Source organism: Streptomyces sp. NRRL F-5727 (assembly GCF_000719555.1).
GTDB lineage: Bacteria > Actinomycetota > Actinomycetes > Streptomycetales > Streptomycetaceae > Streptomyces.
The window spans coordinates 231,605-257,933 of sequence record NZ_JOGX01000004.1; the positions used below are offsets into that span (position 1 = coordinate 231,605).

At 75.1% G+C, this 26,329-nt stretch carries 23 protein-coding genes and 1 pseudogene; 12 read left to right on the forward strand and 12 right to left on the reverse strand.

Going from position 1 to position 26,329, the window contains the following annotated elements:
- Window positions 1-14: 14 nt before the first annotated feature.
- The 3 genes from IF73_RS40265 (at window position 15) to IF73_RS0104815 (ending at window position 2,659) form a co-directional block, all read left to right on the forward strand.
- Entirely contained in the window at window positions 15-689 is a 675-nt protein-coding gene (locus IF73_RS40265) for a hypothetical protein (protein ID WP_031003740.1), read from the forward strand.
- A 103-nt stretch (window positions 690-792) separates the two neighbouring features.
- Window positions 793-1,437: a DUF5819 family protein gene (locus IF73_RS0104810; RefSeq protein WP_051716525.1), complete on the forward strand. Its 645-nt coding sequence runs from the start codon at window positions 793-795 to the stop codon at window positions 1,435-1,437.
- A 1-nt stretch (window position 1,438) separates the two neighbouring features.
- Window positions 1,439-2,659, forward strand: a complete 1,221-nt coding sequence (locus tag IF73_RS0104815; RefSeq protein WP_051716526.1) for a hypothetical protein — start codon at window positions 1,439-1,441, stop codon at window positions 2,657-2,659.
- A gap of 106 nt (window positions 2,660-2,765) precedes the next feature.
- On the opposite strand, the gene IF73_RS0104820 is transcribed toward IF73_RS0104815, so the two are convergent.
- Together IF73_RS0104820 and IF73_RS38525 are read right to left on the reverse strand one after the other, a co-directional pair.
- Complete coding sequence (locus IF73_RS0104820) at window positions 2,766-3,680, reverse strand: S1 family peptidase (RefSeq protein ID WP_031003743.1); 915 nt, start codon at window positions 3,678-3,680, stop codon at window positions 2,766-2,768.
- A gap of 828 nt (window positions 3,681-4,508) precedes the next feature.
- Window positions 4,509-4,928, reverse strand: a complete 420-nt coding sequence (locus tag IF73_RS38525) for an SSI family serine proteinase inhibitor (RefSeq protein ID WP_051716527.1) — start codon at window positions 4,926-4,928, stop codon at window positions 4,509-4,511.
- A gap of 182 nt (window positions 4,929-5,110) precedes the next feature.
- Between IF73_RS38525 and IF73_RS0104830 the strand changes: the two genes are divergently transcribed.
- Entirely contained in the window at window positions 5,111-6,526 is a 1,416-nt protein-coding gene (locus IF73_RS0104830) for a lamin tail domain-containing protein (protein WP_031003745.1), read from the forward strand.
- A gap of 32 nt (window positions 6,527-6,558) precedes the next feature.
- Here IF73_RS0104830 and IF73_RS42535 read toward each other — a convergent pair whose 3' ends face one another.
- A complete protein-coding gene (locus IF73_RS42535) occupies window positions 6,559-7,092 on the reverse strand; it encodes an amphi-Trp domain-containing protein (RefSeq protein WP_063833401.1) in 534 nt (177 codons plus the stop codon).
- A gap of 122 nt (window positions 7,093-7,214) precedes the next feature.
- On the opposite strand from IF73_RS42535, the pseudogene IF73_RS37465 reads away from it, so the two are divergent.
- Window positions 7,215-8,338: pseudogene (locus IF73_RS37465) on the forward strand (AI-2E family transporter).
- A gap of 44 nt (window positions 8,339-8,382) precedes the next feature.
- On the opposite strand, the gene IF73_RS0104845 reads toward IF73_RS37465, so the two are convergent.
- The 5 genes from IF73_RS0104845 to IF73_RS0104865 all read right to left on the reverse strand — a co-directional run bounded on the left by IF73_RS0104845 (window position 8,383) and on the right by IF73_RS0104865 (window position 13,549).
- Window positions 8,383-8,829 (reverse strand): SRPBCC family protein, encoded by a 447-nt coding sequence (locus IF73_RS0104845; protein ID WP_031003747.1) that lies wholly within the window; start codon window positions 8,827-8,829, stop codon window positions 8,383-8,385.
- Between the two features lie 88 nt (window positions 8,830-8,917).
- Window positions 8,918-9,835, reverse strand: coding sequence for an ADP-ribosylglycohydrolase family protein (locus tag IF73_RS0104850; RefSeq protein WP_031003750.1), 918 nt, complete (start codon window positions 9,833-9,835; stop codon window positions 8,918-8,920).
- A gap of 64 nt (window positions 9,836-9,899) precedes the next feature.
- Window positions 9,900-12,242: an FtsX-like permease family protein gene (locus IF73_RS0104855; protein WP_031003752.1), complete on the reverse strand. Its 2,343-nt coding sequence runs from the start codon at window positions 12,240-12,242 to the stop codon at window positions 9,900-9,902.
- Between the two features lie 42 nt (window positions 12,243-12,284).
- A complete protein-coding gene (locus tag IF73_RS0104860) occupies window positions 12,285-13,046 on the reverse strand; it encodes an ABC transporter ATP-binding protein (protein ID WP_031003754.1) in 762 nt (253 codons plus the stop codon).
- The gene (locus IF73_RS0104865) at window positions 13,043-13,549 is read right to left on the reverse strand and encodes a PadR family transcriptional regulator (RefSeq protein ID WP_031003756.1); all 507 of its coding nucleotides are present in this window, start codon (window positions 13,547-13,549) and stop codon (window positions 13,043-13,045) included. Before IF73_RS0104865 ends, IF73_RS0104860 begins: the two co-directional genes overlap by 4 nt.
- 163 nt (window positions 13,550-13,712) lie before the next feature.
- Between IF73_RS0104865 and IF73_RS0104870 the strand changes: the two genes are divergently transcribed.
- From IF73_RS0104870 to IF73_RS0104890, 5 genes are all read left to right on the forward strand, one after another.
- A complete protein-coding gene (locus tag IF73_RS0104870; RefSeq protein WP_051716547.1) occupies window positions 13,713-15,011 on the forward strand; it encodes an ABC transporter substrate-binding protein in 1,299 nt (432 codons plus the stop codon).
- Between the two features lie 180 nt (window positions 15,012-15,191).
- Complete coding sequence (locus IF73_RS0104875; protein ID WP_031003759.1) at window positions 15,192-16,523, forward strand: ABC transporter substrate-binding protein; 1,332 nt, start codon at window positions 15,192-15,194, stop codon at window positions 16,521-16,523.
- Between the two features lie 12 nt (window positions 16,524-16,535).
- Window positions 16,536-17,903 carry an ABC transporter permease subunit gene (locus IF73_RS0104880; protein ID WP_031003760.1) on the forward strand — a complete coding sequence of 456 codons (1,368 nt, stop codon included), beginning with the start codon at window positions 16,536-16,538 and terminating at the stop codon, window positions 17,901-17,903.
- Window positions 17,900-18,748, forward strand: a complete 849-nt coding sequence (locus IF73_RS0104885; protein WP_031003762.1) for a carbohydrate ABC transporter permease — start codon at window positions 17,900-17,902, stop codon at window positions 18,746-18,748. Before IF73_RS0104880 ends, IF73_RS0104885 begins: the two co-directional genes overlap by 4 nt.
- An 86-nt stretch (window positions 18,749-18,834) precedes the next feature.
- On the forward strand, window positions 18,835-19,371 hold the full coding sequence (locus IF73_RS0104890) for an NUDIX hydrolase family protein (protein ID WP_107049194.1): 537 nt from the start codon (window positions 18,835-18,837) through the stop codon (window positions 19,369-19,371).
- An 82-nt stretch (window positions 19,372-19,453) separates the two neighbouring features.
- Here the strand turns inward: IF73_RS0104890 and IF73_RS0104895 are convergent, their stop codons facing one another.
- The gene (locus IF73_RS0104895) at window positions 19,454-20,227 is read right to left on the reverse strand and encodes a D-Ala-D-Ala carboxypeptidase family metallohydrolase (RefSeq protein ID WP_078867940.1); all 774 of its coding nucleotides are present in this window, start codon (window positions 20,225-20,227) and stop codon (window positions 19,454-19,456) included.
- A gap of 305 nt (window positions 20,228-20,532) precedes the next feature.
- On the opposite strand from IF73_RS0104895, the gene IF73_RS0104900 reads away from it, so the two are divergent.
- The gene (locus tag IF73_RS0104900) at window positions 20,533-22,491 is read left to right on the forward strand and encodes a SpoIIE family protein phosphatase (RefSeq protein WP_051716528.1); all 1,959 of its coding nucleotides are present in this window, start codon (window positions 20,533-20,535) and stop codon (window positions 22,489-22,491) included.
- Window positions 22,492-22,560: 69 nt separating this feature from the next.
- Here the strand turns inward: IF73_RS0104900 and IF73_RS0104905 are convergent, their stop codons facing one another.
- From IF73_RS0104905 to IF73_RS0104915, 3 genes are all read right to left on the reverse strand, one after another.
- Window positions 22,561-23,655, reverse strand: a complete 1,095-nt coding sequence (locus IF73_RS0104905) for a hypothetical protein (RefSeq protein WP_031003770.1) — start codon at window positions 23,653-23,655, stop codon at window positions 22,561-22,563.
- Window positions 23,656-23,734: 79 nt separating this feature from the next.
- Complete coding sequence (locus tag IF73_RS0104910; RefSeq protein WP_031003773.1) at window positions 23,735-24,223, reverse strand: DUF1269 domain-containing protein; 489 nt, start codon at window positions 24,221-24,223, stop codon at window positions 23,735-23,737.
- Between the two features lie 140 nt (window positions 24,224-24,363).
- Entirely contained in the window at window positions 24,364-25,014 is a 651-nt protein-coding gene (locus tag IF73_RS0104915; RefSeq protein ID WP_051716529.1) for an alpha/beta hydrolase, read from the reverse strand.
- A gap of 311 nt (window positions 25,015-25,325) precedes the next feature.
- On the opposite strand from IF73_RS0104915, the gene IF73_RS0104920 reads away from it, so the two are divergent.
- Window positions 25,326-26,192 (forward strand): alpha/beta hydrolase family protein, encoded by an 867-nt coding sequence (locus IF73_RS0104920; protein ID WP_037878246.1) that lies wholly within the window; start codon window positions 25,326-25,328, stop codon window positions 26,190-26,192.
- The last annotated feature ends 137 nt before the right edge of the window (window positions 26,193-26,329 follow it).

Sequence of the window (26,329 nt, forward strand, 5' to 3'; positions counted from 1 at the left end):
AGGACAGACACTCCATGCGGTACTTCCGCGGTTTGCTCATCGCGTTCTCGGTAGGTGCCCTGTCACTGGGCACCGTCACCGCCTCCCAGGCGCTGGTCGGCACCGTCGACGCGGCGGCGCACGTCCGCCACGGCGCTGGGGACGAGGGGCACGACAAGGGCGGCGACCACGTCGTCATCGACAAGTCGAAGCACAACCTGAACCACAGCTGCAAGGGCACGTTCGGGTACTGCACCCAGAACGCGGTCTTCGCCCCGAAGATCATCGGAGACGTCGGTCTCATCGGCACCACCGGCCTGATCGGCCTCACGGGAACCACGGGCACGACCGGCACCACCGGTACGAACGGCACGACCGGTACCACCGGAACGACCGGGACCACTGGCACGACCGGGACGACGACGCCGCCCGCGGACGCCGAGTGGTGCTCGCCCGGCTTCTGGAAGAACCACCCCGAGGAGTGGCCGGTCTCGACCGAGATCAAGTACAGCACCGTCTTCGGCGCCCCGCCGCCGCGGTCGAACCTGGGCGTCGCCCAGGGCGCGCCGACGAACCCCTCCCTCTTCGAGGTCGTCAGCAACCCGCAGTGGTACGGCGGCAGCGCGGCCGAGAGGGTCGCCGACTACCTCAGCGACCAGGACCCGCGGATCAACTACCAGGGCTTCCGCGTCGACAACTGCCCGCTCTGAGCACCTCCCCGGCGGCTAGGTCCAGCCGCCGACACCCCCGCTGAGCAGATGTGGCCCGTGCGAAACGCCGACGACGCACGGGCCACCTCACCCAAGGAGCACGATGCGAGAACCGAGGCACCCCGCCCGGTGGTCCCCCGCGTCGACGGCCGCGCTCGCCGTCACGGCGCTCACACTGAGCGGCGCCCTCCTCGCCCACCTGGGGTTCGTCTTCCTCGGCGTGGCCCCGGCCAACGCCGTGAGCGCGCGCCACCACGAGCGGATCGACGCCTACGTCCAGCCCGAGTTCGCCCAGGACTGGAAGCTCTTCGCCCCCAACCCCATGCAGCGCAACGACGCCGTCGGCGTCCGGGTGACGACGGTCGACGCCGACGGCCGCACCCGGCTCTCCGACTGGATCAACCTCACCGACCAGGACATCGAGTCGATCCGCGGCGCCGTAGCGCCGAGCCACGTGGACCAGAACATGCTCCGCCGGGCCTGGGACTCGTACGTCGCCACCCACAGCGTCGAGGGCGACCTCCCCAAGGGCGCACGCGGGGAGCTGACCGGCGCCTACCTCAAGCGCGTGGTCCTCCAGCGGGTGGGGGCCGTCCGGGACGGCGGCCGGGTCACCTCGATGCAGGTCGCCGGCCGCTTCACGCTGATCGACCCGCCGGCCTGGAGCCGGGAGGTGCCGTCGGACACGACCGAGTACCGGTTGCTCCCCTGGTGGCCGGTCGTCCCGCAGGACCTCAGGGAGCTGTGACATGAACCGCTCGCCCCTCCTTCCCGCCCTCGCCGCGCGCTTCGCGGGGCGGCTCCCGGACATCACGACGGTGCGGGCGCCGTACCAGGCCGCCGTCCTGCGCATCGGCCTCGCGGCCGTCTGCCTCGCCTTCCTGCTGCGCGAGTGGCCCCACCGCCACGTGCTGTACGGGAACCGCAGCCCGCTCTCGTCCGACCTGGCCCGGATCCTGGTCGAGGAGGAGGGCAGCTTCACCGTGCTCCTCTGGAGCGACGGGCAGCTGTGGTTCGAGACCGTCTACACCCTGGCGACGGCCGCCGCCGTCGCCGTCCTGCTCGGCTGGCGCACCCGGACCATGTCCGTCCTCCTCATGGTGGGCCTGCTGTCGCTGGAGAACCGCAACAGCCTGGTGGGCGACGGTGGCGACAACGTCCTGCGCATCATGGTCATCTACCTGGTCCTCACCCGCTGCGCCGAGGTGTGGTCCCTCGACGCGCGCCGTGTGCGCCGACGGGCGCGGGAGCTGGAGCGGGCGGCGGAGGCGGGCGGGGCCGAGGAGGCCCGTACCTCCTGGGCGGCGTTCGACGTCCCGGGCATCACCCTGTGGGCGCTGGCGCCCGCGCCGCTCCTCACGGTGTCCGGTCACGCGCCGTGGGGCTGGGCCGCCGCCCTCTGGACGCTGTGGGCGGTCCTCGGCGTCTGGTACGCCGCCGCCCGCTGGTTCCCGCACCACGAGGCGCGGGCCGTCCTGGACGCCGCGGCCTCGATGCTGCACAACGCGGCGATGGTCGTCGTGGCCGCGCAGGTGTGCCTGATCTACGCGACCGCGGGCTGGTACAAGATCCAGGGCTCGCGGTGGCAGGAGGGCAGCGCGCTCTACTACGCCCTGCACCTGGACTACTTCGCGCCGTGGCCGGCGATCTCGGGGTTCCTCGCCTCCCAGACCCTGCTGGTCCTGGCGCTGACCTACGGGACCGTCATGGTGCAGGTGGCATTCCCCTTCACGCTGGCCCACCGCGGGCTGAAGAACGTCCTGCTCGCCGTGATGATCGTGGAGCACCTGGGCATCGCGGTCCTGCTCGGCATCCCGCTGCTGTCGCTGTCGATGGTCGTGTGCGACGCGGTCTTCCTGCCCACCGGCCTGCTCGTGGCGCTCGGTGCCCGGTGCGCCCGGCTCCGCCCGCCCGCGAGGGTGCCCGCCCCCAGGGAGGCGGAACGGGCCCCGGCGACGACGCCGGGCTGACCGCCGGGCCCTGCCCGGGGAAGCGCTACGACCGCGCCCACGCCGGATTCCCGGCGTGGGCGCGGTGCTCTGTGTGGGCGGGCGGGCCCGGGACGTCGGCGCCCGGTCAGAAGACGCTGACGCCGTAGGCGCTGAGGGCCTCCGTGACGGGCTGGAAGAAGGTGGTGCCGCCGGTGGAGCAGTTGCCGCTGCCGCCGGAGGTGAGGCCGAGGGCGGTGGTGCCGGAGAACATGGCGCCGCCGCTGTCGCCGGGCTCGGCGCAGACGTTGGTCTGGATCAGGCCGTAGACGATGTCGCCGTTGCCGTAGTTGACGGTGGCGTTGAGGCCGGTGACGGTGCCGCCGCGCAGGCCGGTGGTGCTGCCGCTGCGCTGGACGGACTGGCCGACGTAGGCGTTGCCGGCGGCGGTGATGTCCCGGTAGCTGCCGTTGTAGAGGTAGACGCGGCCGTCGGCGGCGGAGGCGTTGGAGTGGCGGATGATGCCGTAGTCGTTGCTGGGGAAGCTGGTGCCGGCCCGGGTGCCGAGGACGGCGGTCTGGCCGGAGTTGGTGTACCAGGTGCTCGCGATCTCGGTGCAGTGGCCGGCCGTGAGGGCGTAGTAGGTGCTGCCGCTGCGGACGTTGAAGCCGAGGGAGCAACGGCCGCCGCCGGCCGCGTAGATGGCCTGGCCGCCCGCGATGAGCTTGTTGATCTTGCCGTGGGTGCGCTCGATCTTCAGGTGGGCGGCGTTGCCGCCGGCGGCCTCGCGGAGGGCGGCGATCTCGTCCTGCGAGACGGTGGCGTCGACGGTGACGACGACCTTGCCGGTGGCCTGGTCGGTGTACCAGGCGGTGCCGGCGACGTCGGCCCGGAGCACCGCGTCGCTGGCGGAGGAGAGCGCGGCGGCGGTGGCCCGGGCGGTGTCGGCCGGCTGGGCCGAGGAGGTGGGGGCGGCCAGGGCGGTCGCGGCGACGAAGGCGCCGAGCACGGCGAGCAGGCGGGTGCCCTTGGTGAGGCCGCGGCTGCGGGACGAACGGTTCACTGGATCCTCCGTATGGGGGGCGGGCCGCTGGGTGGGCGGCTCGGGCGGGGAGTGCGATCGGTCATGGGTGACCGACATGAACCTGACAAGCGCTTGCGCTGGGAGGAATCCTCGACTCCGCCGGGCGGGCGCGGCAAGGTGGACTTTCGGCCGCTCTACGCGCGTCCACCCCCGGCCGCAGGAGCGCCGCGCCCGACGGGCCGCCTCCCGAGCCGATCTGAAAACAGGTCAGAAACTTGCAGAGACCCGTTGCAGTTCAGACGCGGGGAACCGGCCCCGCCCCGGACCGCGCTCCCCCGACGCGGCCGATCACCGCCCCACGGCCGGACGGCCGGCTCCGGGACCGGCGGTACGGGGCGGTGGGTCCGCGTTTACGGCGTTCCGCCGGATGGCCGGTTCGCGGCCTTGCGCGGCGTCACGGCGTCCCCCATGAAGCCCCCCGGTCAGGAGAGGAACGCACCGCCCCGGGCGACGACGGCGCCGCCGTGCACGACGAGGTCGCGCTGCGGCGGGCGGGGGCGCGCACGCCGTGGTCGAGGGGGACCACCGGGGGCAGGTACATCCCGCGCCGCCGGACGACCCCGACCGGGCGCGGATCACCGAGGCGCATCTGGCGCCCGTCCGGGGGAACTTCGCCCGCCTCGGGCATCGGCGGCTCGACTGCACGAACACCGCCGGCGTCCTGCCCGAGGCGACCGGCCTCTTCACCCGCGCCCTCGCGCCGGGACCGCGCGGGTGGCGACGGACGGCCGGGGCGTCGGGGGGGGGATCGCCCGGGGCGCCCTGGCCGCGACGGGACGGCTCGGCGCGGCCGGCTGACGCCGCCGCTCAGAAGTCGAAGACCTGCCCGGTCGCGAGGGTGCGCGCGCAGTCGTCGGCGTAGGTGCGCGTCCAGCGCACCGGCCTGCCCTCGTACACGCCGTCAGCGGTCACGGTGACGGTGGTGCCGGGCTCGTCGGCGCAGAACGCGAACGTCGTGCCCGGCAGGCGGTCGAGGTCGCCGGCCGCCCCGCGGACGTCCCGGCACGCCTCCCGGGCGTACGGGTGCGGGGCGGGGGCGTCGGCGGGGCAGTCGAGGTGGACGTGGCCGGCCGACACGATCCGCCCGCCCTCGGACACGTGCGCGCGGGTCAGGTGGAGGGAGGCCGCGCCCGGCGCGACGCCGGGGAGTGGCGCAGCGGCGGCGCAGAGCGTCGTGACGAGCGTGGTCGTGGCGGCGGCGAGGGCGGTGGTGAGGAGTCGTCTCATGGCTCCTCCAACGGGTTCCCCGGGCTTCCGTCACCTCCAGGGGGCCGTTCGGGGTGCGCGGGCGGGCGCGGGAAGGCTTCGGTTGTTGTTCACGGAGGAAGTCCGGGCGTGAGGGGCGGTGTTCGGGTCGGACCGGGACCCTCGTGGCGCCCCGCCCCCCTCGAACCCCAGGACGGACTTCCGTGACCCTTCCGCGCGCACGCCGCCGGCGCCGTGACCTGCCCCTCGCCCTCGCCGCCGTGCCGGCGCTCCTCCTCGGCGCGCTGACCGCCGCGCCCGCGCACGCCGCACCGGCCGACGACGTCCGCGTCAACGAGGTCGTCACCACCGGCTCCGTCGAGGACTCGATCGAGCTGTACAACAAGGGCACGGCGGCGGTCGACGTCTCCGGCTGGATCCTCAAGGACGACAACGACAGCTCCCGGTACACGATCCCCGCCGGCACGACCCTGGCGCCGGGCGCGTTCCGCGCCTTCGACGTCCACGGGAAGTTCGGGCTCGGCTCCAGTGACAAGGCGCGCCTGTACCTGGCCGACGGCAGCACCCTCGTCGACAGTCACTCCTGGAGCAGCCACTCCGCGCCGTCCTGGTCGCGCTGCCCCGACGGCACCGGGGCGTTCCGGGCCGCGGCCGTCACGCTCGGCGCGGCCAACAGCTGCGGCGGCACCGGCGGCGGTACGGAGGCGGCCTGGCCCGGCGGCTCCACGGTCGTCACGGCGGACGCGGCGAACGTCTTCGGCGGCGACCTCAGCGGCCTCCACCAGGAGGGCGGGATCCTCTGGGCCGCGCAGAACAGCGGCAAGCTGTGGCGGCTGGTCCGGGACGGCTCCGGCGGCTGGACGCCCGACACGTCCGCCGGCTGGGGCTCCGGCAAGACCGTGCGCTTCCCCGGCGGTTCCGGCGCTCCTGACGCCGAGGGCGTGACGGTCACCGGGGCGGGCGCCGCCGCCGGCGTGTACGTCGCGAGCGAGCGGAACGGCGACGCCTCCGGCACCAGCCGGCTCTCCGTGCTCCGGTACGACGTCTCCGGCACGGGCTCCACGCTGACCGCCGTCCGCGAGTGGAACCTCACCGCGAGCCTGCCGGCGACCGGCTCCAACCTCGGCTTCGAGGGCATCACCTGGGTCCCCGACACCGCCCTCACCGCCGCCGGCTTCAGGGACGCCGCCACCGGCGCCCTCTACGACCCGGCCGGATACGGAGCCCACGGCGGCGGCGTGTTCTTCGTCGGCGTGGAGGGGACCGGCGCCGTCCACGGGTACGTCCTCCAGGACGGCGGCGCCGCCACGCGCGTCGCCACGGTCGCCACCGGACTGGCCGGCGTCATGGAGCTCCAGTGGGAGCCGCAGGCGTCGCGGCTGTGGGCCGTCTGCGACGACACCTGCGACGGCCGGCACCGCACGCTGAAGGTCGACGCCACCGGCACCTTCGCCGTCGACGCCACGTACGCGCGCCCCGCGGGCATGCCCGACCACAACAACGAGGGCTTCGCGCTCGCCGGCGCCGACGAGTGCGTGGCCGGCAGCAAGCCCGTCTACTGGTCCGACGACTCCAACACCGATGGTCACGCCCTGCGCAGGGGCACCGTCAGCTGCTGACCCGACCGAGTCCCCGGGCTCCCGCCACGCGGTCAGGACCGCTTGGCGGGGGCCTTGGCGGACTTGGCCGGCTTGGCCGGCTTGGCGGAGGTCTTCTTGGCCGAGGGCTTCTCGGCGGGGGCCTTCTCGGTGGCGTTTCCGGGTGCCTTCTCGGCGGGCGGGGTCTTCTTCGCGGACGCCTTCTTGGCAGCCGCCTTCTTCGCGGACGCCTTCTCGGCGGTCGCCTTCTTCGCGGCCTTCTTGGCCGCGGTCTTCTTCGCGGCCTTCTTCGCCACCGCCTTCTTCGCCACCGCCTTCGCCACCACCGGCTTCTCGGCGACGGACTTCTTCCCCGCGGCCCCGGCGACCGGCCACTTCAGCTCCACCTCCAGCTCGACCTCGCCGCCCTCCACCGACAGCTCGATCTCGCCGCGCAGCTCGTCCGGGATCCGCAGGTTCAGCACGCCTCCGCTCAGTTCGAGTTCGGCCTCGCCGCCCGCCCGCAGCGCCTCCGCCAGGGCGGTCAGCTGGTCGGCGGCCTCCTTCCGGGAGAGCGACCGCTTGCGCTCGAACTTGAAGTCCTTCATGACGGCCTCCGGTCATCACACGATGTCGTACATTGCGGACAATACTATCGATCTTGGTCCGCCGCTGGTCGGGTGAAGGCCGGGCGGGCGCGGTGCGCCGGGCGGCGGCGGGGCGGGCCGCGGTGGTAGCCGTCGGCCATGCAGCCGCAGTCCGCGGGGCCGCCCCGGGTGGCCCCTTCCTCCGCACGGCCGCCGCGTACGCGTGGCGGCTGCTCGCCGTCGGCCTACTCCTCTCCACGCTGTTCGCCCTCCTCGGCCGGTTCCACGAGATCGGGGTGGCCCTCTTCCTCGGGCTCGTGGTCACCGCGCTGCTGCGGCCGGTCGCGGACGTCGTCGCCCGCGGGCTGCCGCGGGCGCTCGCGGTGGCCCTCACGCTGCTGGGCGGGCTGGCGCTCGTCCTCGGCGTCCTCGCGCTGGTCGGGGAGGCGGTGGCGGGCCGGCGCACCACGCTGGCGCGGGAGTTCGGGGACGGCCTCGGCCGGGTCCAGCGCTGGCTGGAGGCGCCGCCGTTCCGCCTGGACCCGGGGCCCTGACGGGCCTGGAGGCGAGGATCGGGCGGTTCCTGTCCGACCACCGCTCGGCGCTGCTCGGCGAGGCGGTGAGCGGCGCGCACCACGTGGTGGCGGTGCTCACGACGCTCGCCCTGGCGCTGTTCGCGTCGGTGTTCTTCCTGCACTCCGGGGACCGTCAGTGGGCGTGGTTCCAGGATCAGCTGCCGGAGTCGGTGCGGGGGCGGGTGGCGGTCGGGGGCGGGGCCGCGTGGCGTACGTTCACGGGGTACACGCACGGGATCGTGCTGGTCGCGGCGGTGAACGCGGTCCTGGTGGGGCTCGCGCCGTGGCTGCTGGGGGTGCCGCTCGCGGTGCCGCTGGCGCTGCTGGAGTTCGCCGCCGCGTTCGTGCCGCTGATCGGTTCGCCGATCGCCCTGGCGGTGGCCGCCGTGGTGGCCCTGGCGGCGAAGGGCCCGCTGGTGGCGGGGCTGGTGGTGGCGCTGATCGTCGTCATCGGCCAGATCGAGGGCCATCTGCTGCATCCGCTGGTGATGAGCCGGGCGGTACGGCTCCACCCGCTGGTGGTGGCGATCTCGGTGGTCGCGGGCTCGATCGCGGCGGGCATCGTCGGCGCGGTGGTGGCGGTGCCCCTGGTGTCGGTGGTGTGGTCGGTGTACACCGCGCTGCGGCGCGAGGCCCGGGGCCGTACCGGGGAGTCCGCCGGGAGCCGTACCGGGGAGGCGGAAGCCGGATGAGGGGCGCGGGGCCGACCGGGTGACGGTCCGGCACCGCGCTGGTCTCAGGACGCTTCGATCGCGGCCTTGATGCGCTGTCCGAAGGCGGGCGCGTCCTTGCGGGCCGCGGCCAGGGCGAGGCCGACGAGAAGCCTGCCGAGGCCGTGGCCCTCCAGGACGTTGTGGATGCGGACCCGGGTACCGCCGCCCGGCAGCGGCTCCAGGTCGTAGCCGCCCTGGCTCGCCGTCACCAGGTTCCTGGACTCCTCGGCCCAGCGCAGGGTCCGGGGCGGCTCGTAGGCGGTGATCCGGAAGGTGCGGGCGGTCGTCATCCCGGCGTCCTTCACGGTGGAGCGGAACACGGTGCCGACGGCGGTCGGACCCTCGGGGATCCGCTCGATCCGGAGCACGCGGGGGCTGAACCGTGGGTCGTTCCGCCCGTCGGCGAGGTACGCGAACACCTCGTCGACGGGACGGCCGACCTCGACGGTCGCCTCGAACCGGCCGGACATGGCGCCTCCTGCTCCACTCGGAAGAAACCGGACGAACGCTCACATGGTCACAGCCCACCAGGGATCGCGCCGTCCGGGGCTCCGCCGTTCACGCGTGTCGGGCGAAGGCGTCCGGGAGCGGCTCGCGGGAGGCGTGCCAGGCGGCGGGGAGGGCGGCCACGCCCGTGCGGGCGGCGATCACGCCGCCCGCGATGGCGCAGGTGGTGTCGATGTCGCCGCGCCCGGCGACGGTGGTCCAGAGGCCCTCGTGGAGGTCGTCGAGGTGGCCGGCCGCGCACCAGAGGGCGTAGGGGACGGTGTCGGGGCCCGACATGCGGAAGCCGGAGCCGAGGACTTCGGCGGCGTGCCGCACCGAGGTGTGCGCGGGCATGCGGGCGGCGATCCGGACGCCGGACCGGACGTCGCTCTCCGGGAGGTGCGCGGCGACGGTGTGGAGGACGTCGGGGCGGGTCGGGGCGGGGCCGCCGCGGCTGCGGGTCGCCAGCGCGGCGGCGAGGGCGACGGCCACGGCTCCGGCGACCGCCTCGGGGTGGTGGTGGGAGACGACGGCCTGCCGGGCCGCCTGCTCGGCGGCCGTGTCGAGGTCGGCGGCGTGCCAGGCGCCGAGCGGGGCGACGCGCATGGCCGCGCCGTTGCCCCACGAGCCCTGCCCCTCGAACTGGCCGGCGACGACCTCCCGCCAGGGCTCGCCGGCGCCGATCCTGCGCAGGACGTCGTGCATGGAGGCGCCGTAGCCCCGGTGGCTGTCGTCGGCGTAGGCCGCGGCGAGGGCGTGGGCGAGGCGGTCCTGGTCGACGGTGCCGGCGCCGTCGGCGAGTTCCCGTACGAGGACGAGGGCCTGGGCGGTGTCGTCGCTCCAGCGCCACTGCTCCTCGGACGGCAGGGTGCGCGCCCGGAGCGGCGCCTCTCCGTCGCGGCGGAGGATGCGGAACCAGCGGTCGCCGAAGGCGTCACCGAAGGCGAGCCCGTGCAGCGCGTCCCGTACGGCGGTCGGTGTCTCGGTCATCGGAGCAGTAGATCAGCGGGGAGGCCGCTCGGGCACCTGGTTTCGGGGCCGGGGCCGGTGGGGGCTACAGCGTCTCCCCGGCCGAGTCGACGAGGCGGCGGCGGGCCGTGCGGACGGCCGGGGGCAGGGCGGCGAGGGCGCCGGTCGCGGTGACGGTGAGGACGAGGGCGGCGAGGGCGGCAGGGTCGGGGAGGCGGGCGACTCCGGCGCCGAGGCCGGTCGCGGCGGCCTCGGCGTCGACGAGGCGGTGGCCGAGGGCCGAGCCCGCGGCCGTGCCGAGGAGCGCGGCGGCCAGGGTGGTGAGCGCGGCGGAGGTGACGACGACGGCGCCGAGCTGGCGGGGGGTCAGGCCGATGGCCCGGAGGGCGAGCAGGTCGCGGACCCGGTCGCGTACGCCGGTGCCGATCAGGGTGAGCAGTTCGACGAGGGCGATGAGGGCGAGGACCGCGACGAGCGCGGCGAGGACGCCACGGGGGGCGTCCTCGCCGTCCCCCGGTTCGGCGGTGCCGCGGACCTCGACGCGGGCCCCGGTGGCCGCGGGGACGGCGGCGGCGACCGCCCGGGGGTCGGCGTCCGGGCGCAGGACGAGGGCGTGGAAGGCGGGGCGGAGGCCGGGGGCGCCGTCGCGGAGGGTGTCGAGGGTGGTGGAGACGACCCGGCCGCCGTGGTCGGGTTCGATGCTGCGGCCGACGAGGTGGAGGATCTGCGGGCGGCCCTCGACCGTCATCCGGACCCACTCCCCCACCCGTACGCCCAGGAGGTCGAGCAGCCCCTGGCCGGCGACGGCCTCGTCGGGGCCCTCGGGGGCGCGGCCCTCGACGACGGTGTGCGGGTAGGGCGCCGCGCGGGTGCCGAGGCCGCGCAGGGTGAGGGTGCCGGTCTGGCCGGGGACGAGGGCCGTGAACTCGACGCCCGGGACGGCGTGGGCGACGCCGTCGACGGCCTCCAGCGCGGCCGTGAAGCCGTCGCCGGGCGCCGGCTGTTCGGTGCGGACGGTGAGGGCGGCGGCCCGGCCGACACGGGCGGGGTCGGTACGGAACTGGCCGAGGGTCGTCCAGGCGACGAGGGCCACGGTGATCAGGGCGAGCGGGAGGGCGAGCCGGACCGTGGCGCCGAGGGCCCGGGTCCGGCCGGGTGCGGTGAAGGCGGAGCGCCAGCCGAGGACGAGGACCGGGGAGAGGCGGAGTCCGAGGGCGCGGCGGCCGAGCGCGGAGAGCGGCCGGGCGGCGGGGTGGGCCGAGCGGGCGGCGGGCACCGGGGGGACGCGGCCGGCCCGCCAGGCGGCGAGGGCGGTGGCCGCGGCGATGAGGAGGACGGCGGCGGCGGGGACGCCGACCACGGCGGCGTGGTGGCCGGGCATGCGGGGCCAGAGGGCGACGGCGGCGCCGATCCGGCCGGGGATCCACCGTCCGCAGGCGAGGGTGGCGGCGGTGCCGAGCGCCGCGCCGGCGACGGCGAAGCCGAGGTGCTGGAGGAGGAAGCCGCGGACGACCTGGCCGGGGGTGAAGCCGACGGCCTTGAGGACGGCGATGTCGCCGGCCTGTCCGCGCACCCGGGCCCGGACCGCGCCGGCGACGGCGACGGCCGCGGCGAGGAGGGCGGCGAGGCCGAAGGCGGCGAAGATCTGGCCGAGGAGCCGGTCGTCGCCGCCGATGTCGGCCTTGGCCTGCTGCCATTTGGTGACCTGGTCGATGCGGGCGGCGCCGAGGAGGGTGACGGCGCGCTGGACGGTGTAGTCGGTGTCGTCGGGGTCCTTCAGGCGGAGGCCGGCGGTCTGTCCGGTGGCGGCGGGGGCGAGCCGGTCGAGGGTGCCGGGGAGGATCCAGCCGATGCCGTTGCCCTGGCCGGCCCGGTAGCGCGGTTCGGCGGTCTCGGCGACGCCGGCGACGTGCAGGGTGCGGGTGGTGGGGCCGTGCCGGCCGGCGAGGGTCACGGTGACGGTCTCGCCGGGTTCGGCCCACAGGGTGCGGGCGAGGCTGCGCTCCAGGACGATCTGGTCGGCCGGGGTGCCGGTGGTGAGCCAGTGGCCGGCGGTGAGGAGGGGGCGGGCGGTGTCGGGCGGGCGGGGTCCGGTGACACGCAGGACGACGCCGGCGCGGGTCCCGCCGGTCTCCAGGGTGGCGGCGGCGGTGCGGAAGGGGCCGGAGACGGCGGCGACCTCGTCGAGGGCGGCGAGCGGGGCCAGGTCGGCGGGGTCGAATCCGTCCCGGCCGTCGCGGCCGTGCAGCCAGACGTGGCTGCCCTGCGACTGGTTGAAGAGCCGCTGCCAGGGGTTGACGGAGTAGCTGAGGAGGGCGGCGGAGAGCAGCAGGGAGGCGATGACTCCGGCGCTGGCGAGGACCGCGAAGAGGGCCTCGCCGCGGTGGGTGCGGAGGTCGGAGTGGACCCATCGCCAGGTCGCCCGCATGTCGCCCTTCCTTCCTGGCCGCCTCGGCCGCCCTGCTCGCGGTCAGTCCTTCAGGTCGAGTACGCCGCTCACCCCCGGGCGGGTGGGGGTGGGGTCGCCGAGGGTGGCGTCGTCGGCGATCCGGCCGTCGAAGAAGCTGATGACGCGGTCGGCGGCGCTCGCCATCCGGGCGTCGTGGGTGACCATGAGGATGGTCTGGCCGCGGGCGTGGAAGCGGGCGAGGAGGCGCAGGACGTCGCGCGTGCCCTTGCTGTCGAGACTGCCGGCGGGCTCGTCGGCGAGCAGCAGGGCGGGCTGGTTGACGAGGGCGCGGGCGAGGGCGACCCGCTGCTGTTCGCCGCCGGAGAGGGCGGCGGGGAGGGCGTTCTCGCGTCCCTGGAGGCCGAGTTCGGCGAGGAGTGCGGCGCGGCTCGCGCGGGCGGCGCGGGGGGTGGCGCCGGCGAGGAGGGCGGGGAGTTCGACGTTGTCGGCGACGGTGAGGTGGGAGACGAGGTTGAAGAACTGGAAGACGACGCCGACGCTGCGGCGGCGCAGGACGGCCCAGCGGGCCTCGCCGTGGGCGTCGACGCGTTCGCCGCCGATCCAGAGGCGGCCGCTGTCGGGGCGTTCGAGGCCGCCGACGAGGTGGAGGAGGGTGGACTTGCCGGCGCCGGAGGGGCCGGTGACGGCGACGAACTCGCCTTCCCGGACGGTGAGGTCGACGCCGCGGACGGCGTGGACGGGGGCGCGGTCGCCGCGGTGGGTCTTGGTCAGGCCCTCGGCGTGCACGATCGCCCCCGGCGGGGCGCCCGGTCCTCCGGTCATTCGAGCTCCTCCTGACAGCGCTCCAGCCAGTCGAGGTCGGCCTGGAGGTGCAGCATGGCGCCTTCGATGAGCAGTTGGGCGATCTTGTTGTCGCGGTCCTCGCCGGCGGCGAGCCGGGAGAGGCTGCGCATGGTGTTGAGGTGCTGCCGTCGCTGCCGGTTGATCAGGGCGATGGGGTCGGCGAGTCCGGAGAGGGGGGCGAGGGCGAGTTTCATGAAGAACCCGTCGCGCACCCGGGGTTCGTCGGTGGTGTCCTCGAACCACGCGGCGACGGCCTCCCGTCCGGCGTCGGTCAGGCGGTAGATCCGCTTGTTGGGGCGGCCCGTCTGTTCGACGTCCTCGCCCTCGATGAGTCCGCTCTTCTCCAGCCGGCCGAGGGTCACGTAGACCTGGCCGACGTTGGGCTGAGGGTAGGCGGAGCCGAGGAGTTGTTCAAGGCCCTGCTTGAGCTCGTAGCCGTGGGCGGGGCCCCGGGTGAGGAGTGCCAGCAGCTGCTGCCGCACGCGCTCCCCCTTCTGTCGTGCGCCGTTCCCGGCCCGGTGGTGGCGGCCCGGGGGCCGGTGGACCGGCGGTCGCCGGGTCCGCCGGACCAGTATCACCGATGGGGCGCGCCGTGGGTCTGCCACGATGGAGCGTCGCGTGCGGCACCACGTCCGGGAGGAACGCATGGGGTGGGTACGGTCCGTGGCGAGGGGCGTGCTGGTGGCGGCGGTGCTGCTGGCGGGGTGCGCCGGGGGCGCGCCGCCGTCCGGGGCGGGGCCGGCCGGCGGGCGGGGGGCGCTGACGTTCGTGACGGCGGGGGATCTCACCGACTATCTGGGTCCGTTGGTGGCGGAGTGGAACGCGCGGCGGCCGGCGGAGCGGGTGACGCTGGTCGAGCTGCCGGACGCGGCGGACGAGACGCGGGCGCAGATGCTGAGCGAACTGCGGTCGGGGAGCCGCCGGTTCGACGTGCTGAACATCGATGTGGCGTGGACGTCGGAGTTCGCGGCGGCGGGGCTGGTCGCGCCGCTGGAGCGGGAGCGGTTCGACCTGGCGGCGTTCCTGCCGCCGGTGGTGGAGACGGCGACGTTCCGGGGGCGGCTGTACGCGGTGCCGTACGTGACCAACGCCGGGTTGCTGTACTACCGCAAGGACGTGCTGGACGCGGCGGGCGAGCGGCCGCCCCGGACGTGGGCGGAGCTGGCGCGGCTCGCGCGGACGCTGGCGCCGCGGCACGGACTCGGCGGCTACGCGGGGCAGTTCCTGCCGTACGAGGGGCTGACCGTGAACGTGACGGAGGCGATCCAGTCGGCGGGCGGGACGGTGCTGCGGGAGGAGGGCGCGCGGGTCGGGGTGGACTCGGACGCGGCGCGGGCGGCGCTGACGTTCCTGGCCGGCGGGGTGCGGGAGGGGTGGATCCCGGCGGAGTCGCTGCGGTTCACGGAGGAGGAGTCCCGGGCGGCGTTCGAGGAGGGGCGGCTGCTGTTCCTGCGGAACTGGCCGTATGTGTACGCGGACGCGGGGCGGCCGGGGTCGAAGGTGGCGGGGCGGTTCGAGGCGGCGCCGCTGCCGGGGCCGTACGGTCCGGGGACCAGTGTGCTCGGCGGCTCGAACCTGGCGGTGTCGGCCCGGTCGCGGCACCCGGCGACGGCCGCCGACTTCCTCGCGTATCTGACGAGCGAGCGGGTGCAGCGGCAGGTGCTGACGCGGGGGTCGCTGCCGCCGGTGCGGGCCTCGCTGTACACGGATCCGGAGCTGGTGGCGGCCCACCCGTATCTGCCGATCCTGCGGGAGAGTGTGCTGGCGGCGGTGCCGCGGCCGAAGAGCGCGCGGTACGACCAGGTGAGCCTGGCGGTGCAGGCGGTCGCGCAGGACGTGCTGGCGCTGCGGACCTCGCCCGAGGAGGGGGTCCGGCGGCTGACGCGGGAGCTGGCCGCGATCCCGCACGACGGGCGGGAGACAGCGGGCCCCGTCGGCGACTGACTCCACCACCGCCGCTCCTCTCCCTCGACCCCTCTGCCTACGCGTTAGGTAGAGGGGTTATCCGTTCTCCCCCGAGCGTGCCCAAATGGGCTGTGACACAAGCCTGTTGAGTCGACACCGTTGACATGCTTTCGACATTGCTACTTAACATGAAAGTACCGATGCGAAGGAAGGACGACCATGCGACGACCCTCCCTCACCACCCTCCGCGCCGCCGGCGCGCTCTCCGCGACCCTCGCCCTCGCGCTCACCGCCACCGCCTGCGGCAGCACCGACGACAGCGGGTCCGGCGGCGAGCTCAGCGGCACGACCGTCACGGTCGCCGGCGTCTGGACCGGCAGCGAGCAGAAGAACTTCAAGAAGGTCCTGGACGCGTTCGGCGCGAAGACCGGCGCCAAGACCGTCTTCGTCCCCTCCGGCGACAACGTCTCCACCTTCGTCGGCAGCAAGATCGAGGGCGGCAACGCCCCCGACGTCGTCCTCGTCCCCCAGGTCGGCGTCCTCCAGCAGTTCGCGAAGGCCGGCTGGCTCAAGCCGCTCTCCGAGCAGACCGCCACCACCGCCGGCGGCAACCTCGCGCCGGTCTGGAAGAACTACGGCACGGTCGACGGCACCTTCTACGGCCTGTACTTCAAGGCCGCCCACAAGTCGACCGTCTGGTACGCCCCCGACGCGCTGGAACAGGCCGGGGTGACCGAACCGAAGAGCTGGGACGAACTCCTCGCGGCCGGCCGGACGCTCGCCGACTCCGGCAGGCCCGCCTTCGCCGTCGCCGGCGAGGACGGCTGGACCCTCACCGACTGGTTCGAGAACGTCTACCTCTCGCAGGCCGGACCGGAGAAGTACGACCGGCTCGCCCGCCACGAACTGAAGTGGAACGACCCCAGCGTCGTCACCGCCCTCACCACCCTCGCCGAGGTCTTCAAGGACGAGCGGCTGGTCGCGGGCGGCGCCGCCGAGGCGCTGCGCACCGACTTCCCCGGCTCCGTGGAGAAGGTCTTCGGCCCCGAGCCCAAGGCCGCCCTGGTGTACGAGGGCGACTTCGTCGGCGGCGTCGCCAAGGACGAGTTCGGCCGGAAGCCCGGCGAGGACGCCCGGTTCTTCCCCTTCCCGCCGGTCGGCTCCGGGAAGGCGCCCGTGGTCAGCGGCGGCGACGCCGCCGTCGTCCTCAAGGACGCGAAGAACGCCGACGCCGGCATGCGGTTCCTGGAGTACCTCGCCACCCCGGAGGCCGCCGCGGTGTGGGCCGGCGCCGGCGGCTTCCTCTCCCCCAACAAGGACGTGAAGCCGGAGGCGTACGCCGACGACACCGCCCGCGCCACCGCCGCCTCGCTCGTCGCCGCCGGCGACGACGTCCGCTTCGACATGTCCGACCAGGCGCCCGCCGCCTTCGGCGGCACGAAGGGCGCCGGCGAGTGGAAGCTGCTCCAGGACTTCCTGCGCGACCCCTCGGACCCGGCGCGGACCGCGGCCGCCCTGGAGGCCGCCGCCGCCAAGGCGTACGGGAACTGAGGCCGGACCGCCATGGACCGGCAGTCCGTCACGGACCGGAGCCCCCGCACGCACCGGCGGCCGAAGGCGCGCGCCGCGGGCGACCCGCGGCGCCGCGTCCGGCGCGGCAGGCGGCTCCTCGGTGCCGCCTTCGCCCTGCCCGCGCTCCTGCTGCTGGGCGCGCTCGTCGCGTACCCGGTCGTCTTCTCCGTCGTCCGCAGCCTGTTCGACGCGAGCGGCGACCGCTTCGTCGGCGCGGACAACTACCTGGAGATGGTCCGCGACCCGGCCACCCTGAAGGCGCTCCGCAACAGCGCGATCTGGGTGGTGGTCGCCCCCGTCCTGCTCACCGGGCTCGGGCTCGTCCTGGCCGTGCTCACCGAGCGGGTCCGCTGGGCGACCGCGTTCAAGCTGGTGCTGTTCCTGCCGATGGCCGTGTCGTTCCTCGCCGCGGGCATCGTCTTCCGGCTGGCGTACGAGCAGGATCCCGACCGGGGCGTCCTCAACGCGGTGGTGGTCGGCGTCCACGACGCCTTCGACGCGCCGGCCCCGTATCCGACCGCCCGCGCCCGGGACGGCCGGGGCCTGACCGGCGGACCGGCGAGCGGGTACACGACCGGCGAGCTCCGGCCCGGCTCCGTCGCCGTCCTGCCCTTCGTGGGCGTCGCCCCCGGGGCCGTACCGGGGCGTGCGGAGCCGGCGCGGGCCCCGGAACCGGCACCGGACGGCCTGACCGGCACGGTCTACCTGGACTTCACGCCCGGCACGGGCGGCCGGCCGGGCGTCGTCGACGGACGGGAGCAGGGGCTGCCCGGGATGACCGTCGAGGCGGTCCGCGACGGGAAGGCGGTGGCGTCGGCGCGCACGGACGCCGCCGGCTCGTTCCGGTTCGACGGGCTCGGCGACGGCACGTACCGGCTGCGGGTGCCGGCCGCCAACTTCGCCGCGGGGTACGGCGGTGTCGACTGGCTCGGCCCGACGCTCGTCACCCCGGCGATCATCGGCGCCTATCTGTGGGTGTGGACCGGCTTCTCCATGGTGCTGATCGGCGCGGGGCTGGCCGCGCTCCCCCGCGACGTCATCGAGGCGGCCCGGGTGGACGGCGCGAACGAGCGGCAGATCTTCCGCCGGATCACCGTGCCGCTGCTGGCCCCCGTCCTCACGGTCGTCCTCGTCACGCTGGTCATCAACGTGATGAAGGTCTTCGACCTCGTCTACGTCATCGCCCCGGGACCGGTGCAGGAGGAGGCGAACGTGCTGGCCACCCGCATGTGGCTGGTCTCCTTCGGCGGCGGCAACGACCAGGGGCTCGGCGCCGCCCTCAGCGTGCTGCTGCTCCTGCTCGTCGTCCCGGCGATGGTCTTCAACATCCGGCGCTTCCGGAAGGGCGGCGGCTCATGAACAGGCCCACGCGCGTCACCCGGTGGCTCGGAAGTGCGGCGGTGCAGTCGCTGCTCGTCCTGGTCGCCCTCGTCTGGATCACCCCGCTGGCGGGGCTGCTGCTCTCCTCGCTCCGCTCCGAGCGGGACAACGCCTCGGACGGCTGGTGGACGTCGCTCGTCGAGCCGTCGCAGCTCTCCTTCGACAACTACCGTGCCCTGCTGGAGGATTCGGGGCTGGTCCAGGCGTTCTGGAACACCGTCCTGATCGCCGTCCCCACCACCGCCCTCGTGGTCGGGATCGCGGCGCTCGCCGGATACGCCTTCGCGTGGCTGGACTTCCCCGGCCGGGACGGGCTCTTCCTGGTGGTGGTCGGCCTGTTGGTGGTGCCGGTGCAGATCGGCCTGCTGCCGGTGGCCAAACTCTTCGGCGCCGTGGGGCTGTTCGGGACGGTCGCCGGGGTCGTCCTCTTCCATGTGGCGTACGGACTGCCGTTCGGGGTCTTCCTGCTGCGGAACTTCTTCGCCGAGATCCCCCGCGAGATGCTGGAGGCGGCCCGGCTCGACGGCGGCGGCGAGTGGCGGATCTTCCGGGGTCTCGTGCTGCCGCTGGGCCGGCCGGCGCTGGCGAGCCTGGCGATCTTCCAGTTCCTGTGGGTCTGGAACGACATGCTGGTGGCCCTGCTCTTCGCCGACGGGGAGTCCCAGCCGCTGACGGTGGCGCTCCAGTCCCAGATGCGGCAGTTCGGCTCCAACATCGGGGTCCTCGCGCCGGGGGCCTTCCTCTCCCTGGTCGTCCCGCTGGTGGTGTTCTTCGCCTTCCAGCGGCACTTCGTCCAGGGGGTGATGGCCGGGTCGGTCAAGTGACGGGCGCCGCCCCTCGCCGGGAGCCACCCGAACGGCTGACGCCGGAATCACAGCGGAGCGGACGGAGCGGAAAGTATGATCAGGCGATGTCTGACATGACTGAGACCACGCCCGGCTGGATGACCTCGGACGAGCTGGACACGGCCCGTGCCCGGATGCCGATCCTGTACGTCGACGCGGTTCCCGTGCGGGTGGACGACAGCGGCGAAGTCACGAGCATCGGACTGCTGCTCCGCATCGGCGCCGACGGAACGATCAACCGCACCCTCGTCTCCGGACGCGTGATGCACCACGAGCGCGTCCGGGACGCCCTGTTGCGGCACCTGGAGAAGGACCTGGGTCCGGTCGCCCTGCCGCGGGTGCCCGCCTCGCTCCAGCCCTTCACGGTCGCCGAGTACTTCCCGACCGCGGGCATCACCCCGTTCCACGACCCCCGCCAGCACGCGGTGTCGCTCGCCTACATCGTCCCCGTGAGCGGCGACTGCCGTCCCCGCCAGGACGCCCTCGACCTGGTCTGGTTCACCCCCCAGGAGGCCGCGTCACCGGCCGTCCAGAGCGAGATGCCCGGCGGCCACGGCGTCCTGCTGAAGCAGGCGCTGGCCCATGTGGGGGTCACCTGCTGACACCGCCGAAGCGGGCCCGGCCGCGACGCTCTCGCGCGCGCGGCCGGGCCTGTGCGGTGCCGACTCGGACGGGGACGCGGACTCAGATGCCGCAGGAGGAGGCGGACCAGTAGCGGCTGGACCGGTGGTCCACGTGGGTGTGGTCGGAGTGGCCGGGGTAGCCCGGGCCGAGGATGCCGTTGAAGCCGTGGTAGCGGGCCTGCTGGGCCAGCCGGCACAGCGAGTGCGGGCCGGAGCCGAGGTCGGCGGCGTCGCCGTAGAGGTGCCGGCTGTCCGAGGCGCCGCCGACAGCTGAGTTGCAGGCGGTGCTGCGGAAGCCGCTGGTCACCCGGATGGGCTCGTCGCCGAGGGCGTGGCGGAGCGCCTCCAGCTTCCACATCGTGCGCAGCGCGTTGGCCTTGGCGGTGGTGGCGCTGACGGCGCCGCCCGCCCAGGTGGTGTTGCAGTCGTTCAGCTCGGCGTACGTGAAGTGGATCGGTGTGCAGTCGTCGTCCTGGAGCGCGTACAGCTTGCTGAAGGTCGCCGGTCCGGCGACCCCGTCGGCGGCCAGGCCGTAGGCGGACTGGAAGCGCGACACGGCGGCGGCGGTGGCCGGGCCGTACGAGCCGTCGACGGCCAGCACGCCCCCGTAGCCCGGGTAGCCGGCGACCCGGATCTGGAGCTGGGTGACGTCGGCGCCGGTCGCTCCCTGGGAGAGGGTGCGCGACCAGGTGTAGCAGGCGTCGGCGCGGGCGGGACCCGCACCGGCCACGACGCCGGTGAGGCCGGCGAGCAGCAGGACGAGGGCGAGCAGGAGTCGGGACACGGGGGACGCGAGGGACACGGGCGGAACGGAAGCGCGGGTGTGCGGGGACATACGGGCGGGCCTCCACCTCGGCGGGTACGGAGAACAGGGACCGTGCGTGTCATGCATCTGTCAGAGAACGCCTCTCGGGAGGAAGCCTGGCCGGTCGGTCGACGCGCGTCAACCTCCCCGGACACGGCCGTACGGCGGCACCGCGGCGGGCCGGGATCGGCCCGCGCCGCGATGATGAGAGCGTGAAGGGCGGTGAGAGCACGGGAAGGCCCGGCGGACACGGCGCGGACGTGCCGGGGAACGGGCCGGACCCCGGTGCGGGCGCGGCGGACACGGGTACGGGCGGGACGCCCGTCGATCCGCGGATGTTCGACGGGACCGTCGCCGCCGTCGCCGTCCTCGCGGGCCCCGAGGGACGGCTCCTCTACACCAACTCCGCGTTCACCCGGCTCTTCGGCCCCCGGCGGATCGGACTGCCGGCCCACGCCGCCTTCCCGGACGCGGACGGGCACCGCTTCCTGTCGGTGCTCGACTCCGTACGGGCCACGGGCCGGGCCCGGCAGGTCGTCGGCGAGCGGCGCACCGACCCCGGGGCCGCCGGGCAGGCCCGGCACTTCGTCTACTCCTGCAGCCCCGTCACCACGGAGCGGGGCCCCGGGATCCTCGTCCTCGCCATGGACACCACCGCCGAGACCCAGGCGCTCCAGCGGTACGAGGCGCTGGTCTCCGCGGTCTCCCAGATGGTCTGGGTGATGGGCGCCGACGGGTCCATGGAGGAGCTCGTCCCCGGCTGGGAGCAGCTGACCGGGAAGCCCTGGCACCCGCGGGCGGACGCGGGCTGGTACCCGCACATCCACCCGCGCGACCGGGAGAAGCTGAGCGCGGGATGGCGGCGCGCGGCCGGGGAGGGCGAGCGGCCCGGGGTCTTCGAGGCGACGTTCCGGGTGCGGGCCGCGGACGGCTCCTACCGGCATCTGTCCACCCGTTCCGTGCCGGTGCTGCGGGACGGGCGCGTCGCCGAGTGGGTGGCGGCCACCGCCGACGTCGAGGACGCCTGGGGCACGCGGCTGCGCGAGCGGCTGCTCGCGCAGGTCGCCGCGGTGACGGAGGCGAGCCTGCCGGACGCCTTCGCCGAGGTCGTGAAGGTGCTGGTGCCGGAGCTCACCGACGCCTGCCTGATCCTGCTGCTGTCGCACGACGAGTGGCCGCTGCCGGAGCACGCCGGGGTGACGGCGCGGCGGATCGCGTCGGCGACCCGACCCGGACTGCCGGCCCCGCCCGCGCTGCGCGGGCAGGAGGTGGCGGTGACGCCCGCGGTCCGCGAGGTCCTGCGGGGGCGGGAGCCGGTCACCTTCCCGCTGCCGCCCGGCGGGCCGGTGCCGCCCGGGCTGATCCCCACGGTCAGCGAACGCTGGCTGACCGCCTCGGGCGCCACCAGCCTCACCCTCGTCCCGCTGATCGTCGGCGACCTGGTGCTCGGATACGCCGCCAGCAGCACCAACGGCGACACGCCGATCCCCGGCCCGGCCGAGACCGAACTCCTCCGTGAGGTGCTGCACCACGCCCAGCACCCGATCCGGAAGGTCCTGGACCTCCAGCGGGCCCGGCGCACCGCGCTGGGGCTCCAGCGGTCGCATCTGACCGAGCCGCCGCCGGTGCGGGGCGGGGCGCTGGCGGCGCGCTACCAGCCGGCCAGTCCCAGCGGGGAGATCGGCGGGGACTGGTACGACGCCTTCACGCTGCCGGACGGGACGCTCGTCCTCGGCATCGGGGACGTGGCCGGGCACGATCTGACGGCGGCGACGGCGATGGGGCAGATGCGCAGCATGCTGCGGGCCCTGGCGTACGCGGGCGGGCCGGAGGCCGCGCCGGACGAGGTCCTCGCCCGGCTCGACCAGGTGTCGGCCGGTCTGGCCACCGCTCCCCTGGCCACCGCCCTGCACGCGACCCTGCGCCGCGGCGCGGCCGGTACGTGGCGGCTGACCTGGTCCACCGCCGGGCACCCGCCGCCGCTGCTGGTGCCCGCCGAGGGCGCCGCCCGCTATCTCCCCGGCTCGGCCGACCCGCCCCTCTGCGTGGCCTCGGAACTCCCCCGGACGACCCACGCCCACGTCCTGCGTCCCGGCGACACCCTGCTCCTGTACACCGACGGCCTCATCGAGACGCCGTCCGCCGCCATCGACGAGGGGCAGCGCCAGCTGGCCGCCGAGTCCGCGCGCGGCCGCCGCCTGCCGCTCCCCGAGCTCCTGGGCGTCCTCCAGGAGCTGTCGGACCACCGTGACGACACGGCCCTGCTGGCCTTCCGGGTGGACCGGGGGAGCTGACGCGGGCGGGCCGGGCCGCTCGGTGCGAGCGGCCCGGCCCGGTGCTCCGCGCCTTCCCGGCGCCGGGCGTCAGTAGCGGAGGACGGCGGCGATGCGGCCCTGGCCGTCGAGGGTGCCCGTGGGGACGAAACGGACCTCGGCGCCGGTGTCCAGGGCCCGTTCGACGATCTCGTCGACCATGTCGTCGCGGGCGCCGGCGTCGCCGGCCTCGGCCGGCTGCAGGTGGTCGCCCTCCTCGCGCACGACCGTCCGGTAGTCCTCCTCGACGGCGACGAGCCGCGCCCGGCCCTCCTTGGCCGCCCGCCACACCTCGTCGATGCCGCCGGCGAACTCGCGCCGGCCGCGCGCCGCGTCGAGCTCGGCGGAGAGCGCCGTGACGGCGGCGGCCGCCCGGGCGGCGCGGGAGGGTTCGACGGCGGCGTGGACGGCGGCGGCCGGGGCGCCGGCGAGGCCGCCGTGCTCGACGGTCACCGTGTCGGGGCCGAGCGGGCCCAGCTCCTCCACCGCGCCGAGGGCCGCGGCCGAGCCGAGCACGTACAGCGGGCGGGGCTCGGCGGCGAGGAGGACCCGCAGCTTCTCGTGCGCCTCGCGCAGGAACTGCCGGGTGTCCTCGTCCCGGAAGAGGCTGGGGACATCGCCGACGCGTTCCTCGCGTTCGACGTCCTGGGGCTCCAGGCTGCGGGTCAGCGGGAAGCCGTCCCGGGCGGCCTCGGTGGCCCGCTCGGGGTCGCCGCTCCACAGGGAGACCCGGTCGGCGGCGACGGCGACGGCCCAGTAGGGCTGTTCGGCGGCGCGGGCGGCGACCAGGTTCCGGGTGAGGAAGGTGTCCGAGAGGACCACCCGCTCGGGCACGGTCCGGGGCAGCGACCACACCTGGTGCTCGCCCTGCGCGGCGTAGATCACGAGGCCGTCCTCGGCGCGGGTGAGGTCCACCTCGGCGGCGGCGCGGCCGAGTTGGTCGAGGATGTCGAGCCGGCGCTCGCGCGGCACGTCCGGATCGCCGGTGAGCCGCTTCTCGGCCTCGGCGAGCAGATTGCGCAGCCGGACCGGGTCCTGGGCGTTGTCCGGTCCGCGGCGGTGCGTCGGCATCGCCAGCGAGACGGCCGGGTACGGGCGGGGCTGACGCAGCTTCGCGAGCACCTCAGTGCTGAGCACGGGGTCCATGGAGGGGCCTTCCTGTGGGGTCGGGCGGGCACCGGGGACGGGGGGCCGGCGGTGGTGCGGGGTGGGTACGGAGAGGGGGTCACTCGGGGCCGGCGAGCTGCCGCGCCAGTTCCCTCTCGTCCGCGTCGCTGAGGGACGTCTTCAGGACGGTGCCGCCGTGGCGCTGCATCGCCGCGGTGAACTTGTCCTCGGTGAGCTTCGCGGCCATGATCACGACGGCGGCGGTGCCCGGCCGCAGCAGATCGCCGACCTGCTGCCGGAACCGCTCGTCGATGCCGGACTTGCTGAGCCGGCCGACGAGTCCGCCGAGCGCGGCGCCGGTGAGGGCGCCCACCGCGGGGGCCAGGAAGAGAATGCCGAAGATGGTGCCCCACAGGGCGCCCGTCGCGGCGGTGGCGCCCACGACCCGGCTCGACGTGTCGACATGGGTGCCGCCCTCCGCGTCCACGGAGACGACCGCGAGGCCGTTGAGCACCACCACCTGGTCGCGCTGCAGGTCCTGCACCGTGCCGAGGGCCTCCTCGGCGGCGGCGCGGTCCTCGTACCCGATCACGATGAGTTCCGACACGGACGCCTCCTCGGTCTCGCGCGGGGCGGCGGGGCCGGGCCGCGCGACCGCGTGGGGGCGCCGTCAGCCGCCCCCTTCTCCGCCCGATCCTGTCCCGATATGTCCGGTCCCGCGAATCGAACCGCGCCCGCCGGGGGACGTCAGGCGGGCGTGGTCGCCAGGATCTCCAGGGCCAGTGCGGCGGCGCGCCGGTGCCACAGGCGGGCGCCGCGCAGCATGGTGTGGCCGCCGAACGGCATGGGGACGCCGGTCGCGTCCGCGCCGGCCTCCCGGGCCCGGGCGACGAAGGCCCACGAGTCGCGGGCGGCCGTCACCCGGTCCGTCTCGTCGTGGAGGAGGTGCAGCCGGCGCCCCGCGAGGTGGGCGACCGGCTCGCCCGGCGGACACCAGGGCGCGAGGGCGACGACGCCCCGGACGGCCGGGTCACCGGCGACGGCGAGGGCGGCCCGGCCACCCATGGAGTGGCCGACGAGGACGACCGGGATCTCCCCGAAGCGGGCCCGCAGCCCGGCGAGCGCGGTCTCGGCGTCCCTGGCGGCGTCGGCGCGCTCGCCGTTCCACCCCCGGTGCCGGTAGCGGCCCTCGGCGACCAGCACCGCCCGGCCGCCCGCCGCCCGCCGCACGGCCTCGGCGAAGGGCCGCATGCGCAGGGCGGGCAGGTTGAGGAAGGGCGGGGCCTCCAGCCCGTCGGCCCGCCCGCCGTGCAGCAGGAGCACCGCGCCGGCCGGGGCCTCGGCCCCGTACCGCACGAGCAGCGCGGGGGACGCGGCGGACCGGGGAAGGACGGTCATCGGGCCTCCTGTCGGCCGTTCGGGTGATCGGGCTGAGGCCCGCAGTCTCCCACGACCCTTCACGCCACGCTCTCCCACGGGCCCTTCACGCGAGCCTCCCGCGGGCCCTTCACGCCACGCCCTTCACGCCACGCGCGCGGGCTGTCACGTCATGCCCCACGGCGCTCCGGCCCCGTGCCGCCCGCGCGGGCCTCAGGGCCGGTGATTGTGCCGATGACGGCCTTCCCCGCCGCCCCCACAGTGGCGGGGCCGTCCCACGGCAGCGGCCCCCTCAGGGCGGCCGTACCACGACACGAGAGGACGACTTCGTCGTGAAGCGATACCTTGCCGCGGCCTCCGCCGTCGCCGCCGGCCTCGCGCTGCTCCTCGCCCCGGGCGCGGGAGCGGCGACCGGCAATCCGTACGAGCGCGGCCCCGCGCCCACCGAGGCGAGCGTCGAGGCCCTGCGCGGCCCCTACGCGGTCGCGCAGACCTCGGTCTCCTCGCTCGCCGCCGTCGGTTTCGGCGGCGGCACCATCTACTACCCGACGAGCACGGCCGACGGCACGTTCGGCGCGGTGGCCATCTCGCCCGGCTTCACCGCCACCCAGTCGTCGGTGGCCTGGCTCGGGCCCCGGCTGGCCTCGCAGGGCTTCGTCGTCTTCGTCATCGACACGCTCACCACGCTCGACCAGCCGGACAGCCGGGGCCGCCAGCTCCTCGCCGCCCTCGACCACCTCACCCAGAAGAGCCCCGTCCGGAACCGGGTCGACGCCTCGCGGCTCGGCGTGATGGGCCACTCGATGGGCGGCGGCGGCACCCTCGAAGCGGCGAAGAGCCGACCGAGCCTGAAGGCGGCCGTGCCGCTGACCGGCTGGAACACGGACAAGACCTGGCCCGAGATCAGCACCCCGACCCTCGTCATCGGCGCGGACGGCGACACGATCGCCCCCGTCCTCACCCACTCCGAGCCGTTCTACGAGAGCCTTCCCTCCGGCCTCGACAAGGCGTACCTGGAGCTGAACGGCGCCACGCACTTCACGCCCAACACGTCGGACACGACGATCGCGAAGTACAGCCTCGCGTGGCTGAAGCGCTTCGTCGACGACGACACCCGGTACGAGCAGTTCCTCTGCCCGCTCCCCCGGCCGAGCCTGACGATCGAGGAGTACCGGGGCTCCTGCCCGCTGGGGTCCTGACGGGTCGTGCCGGGACCCGGCGGCCGTGGCGGGCCCGGCGGGTTCCGGCCTCGTGTGCGCGGGCACAGCCCCGCGGCCGGGGGTCTGGGCGCCGGCCCAGACCCCCGTACGGCTCCGTTCCGACCTCCCGCCGGGGC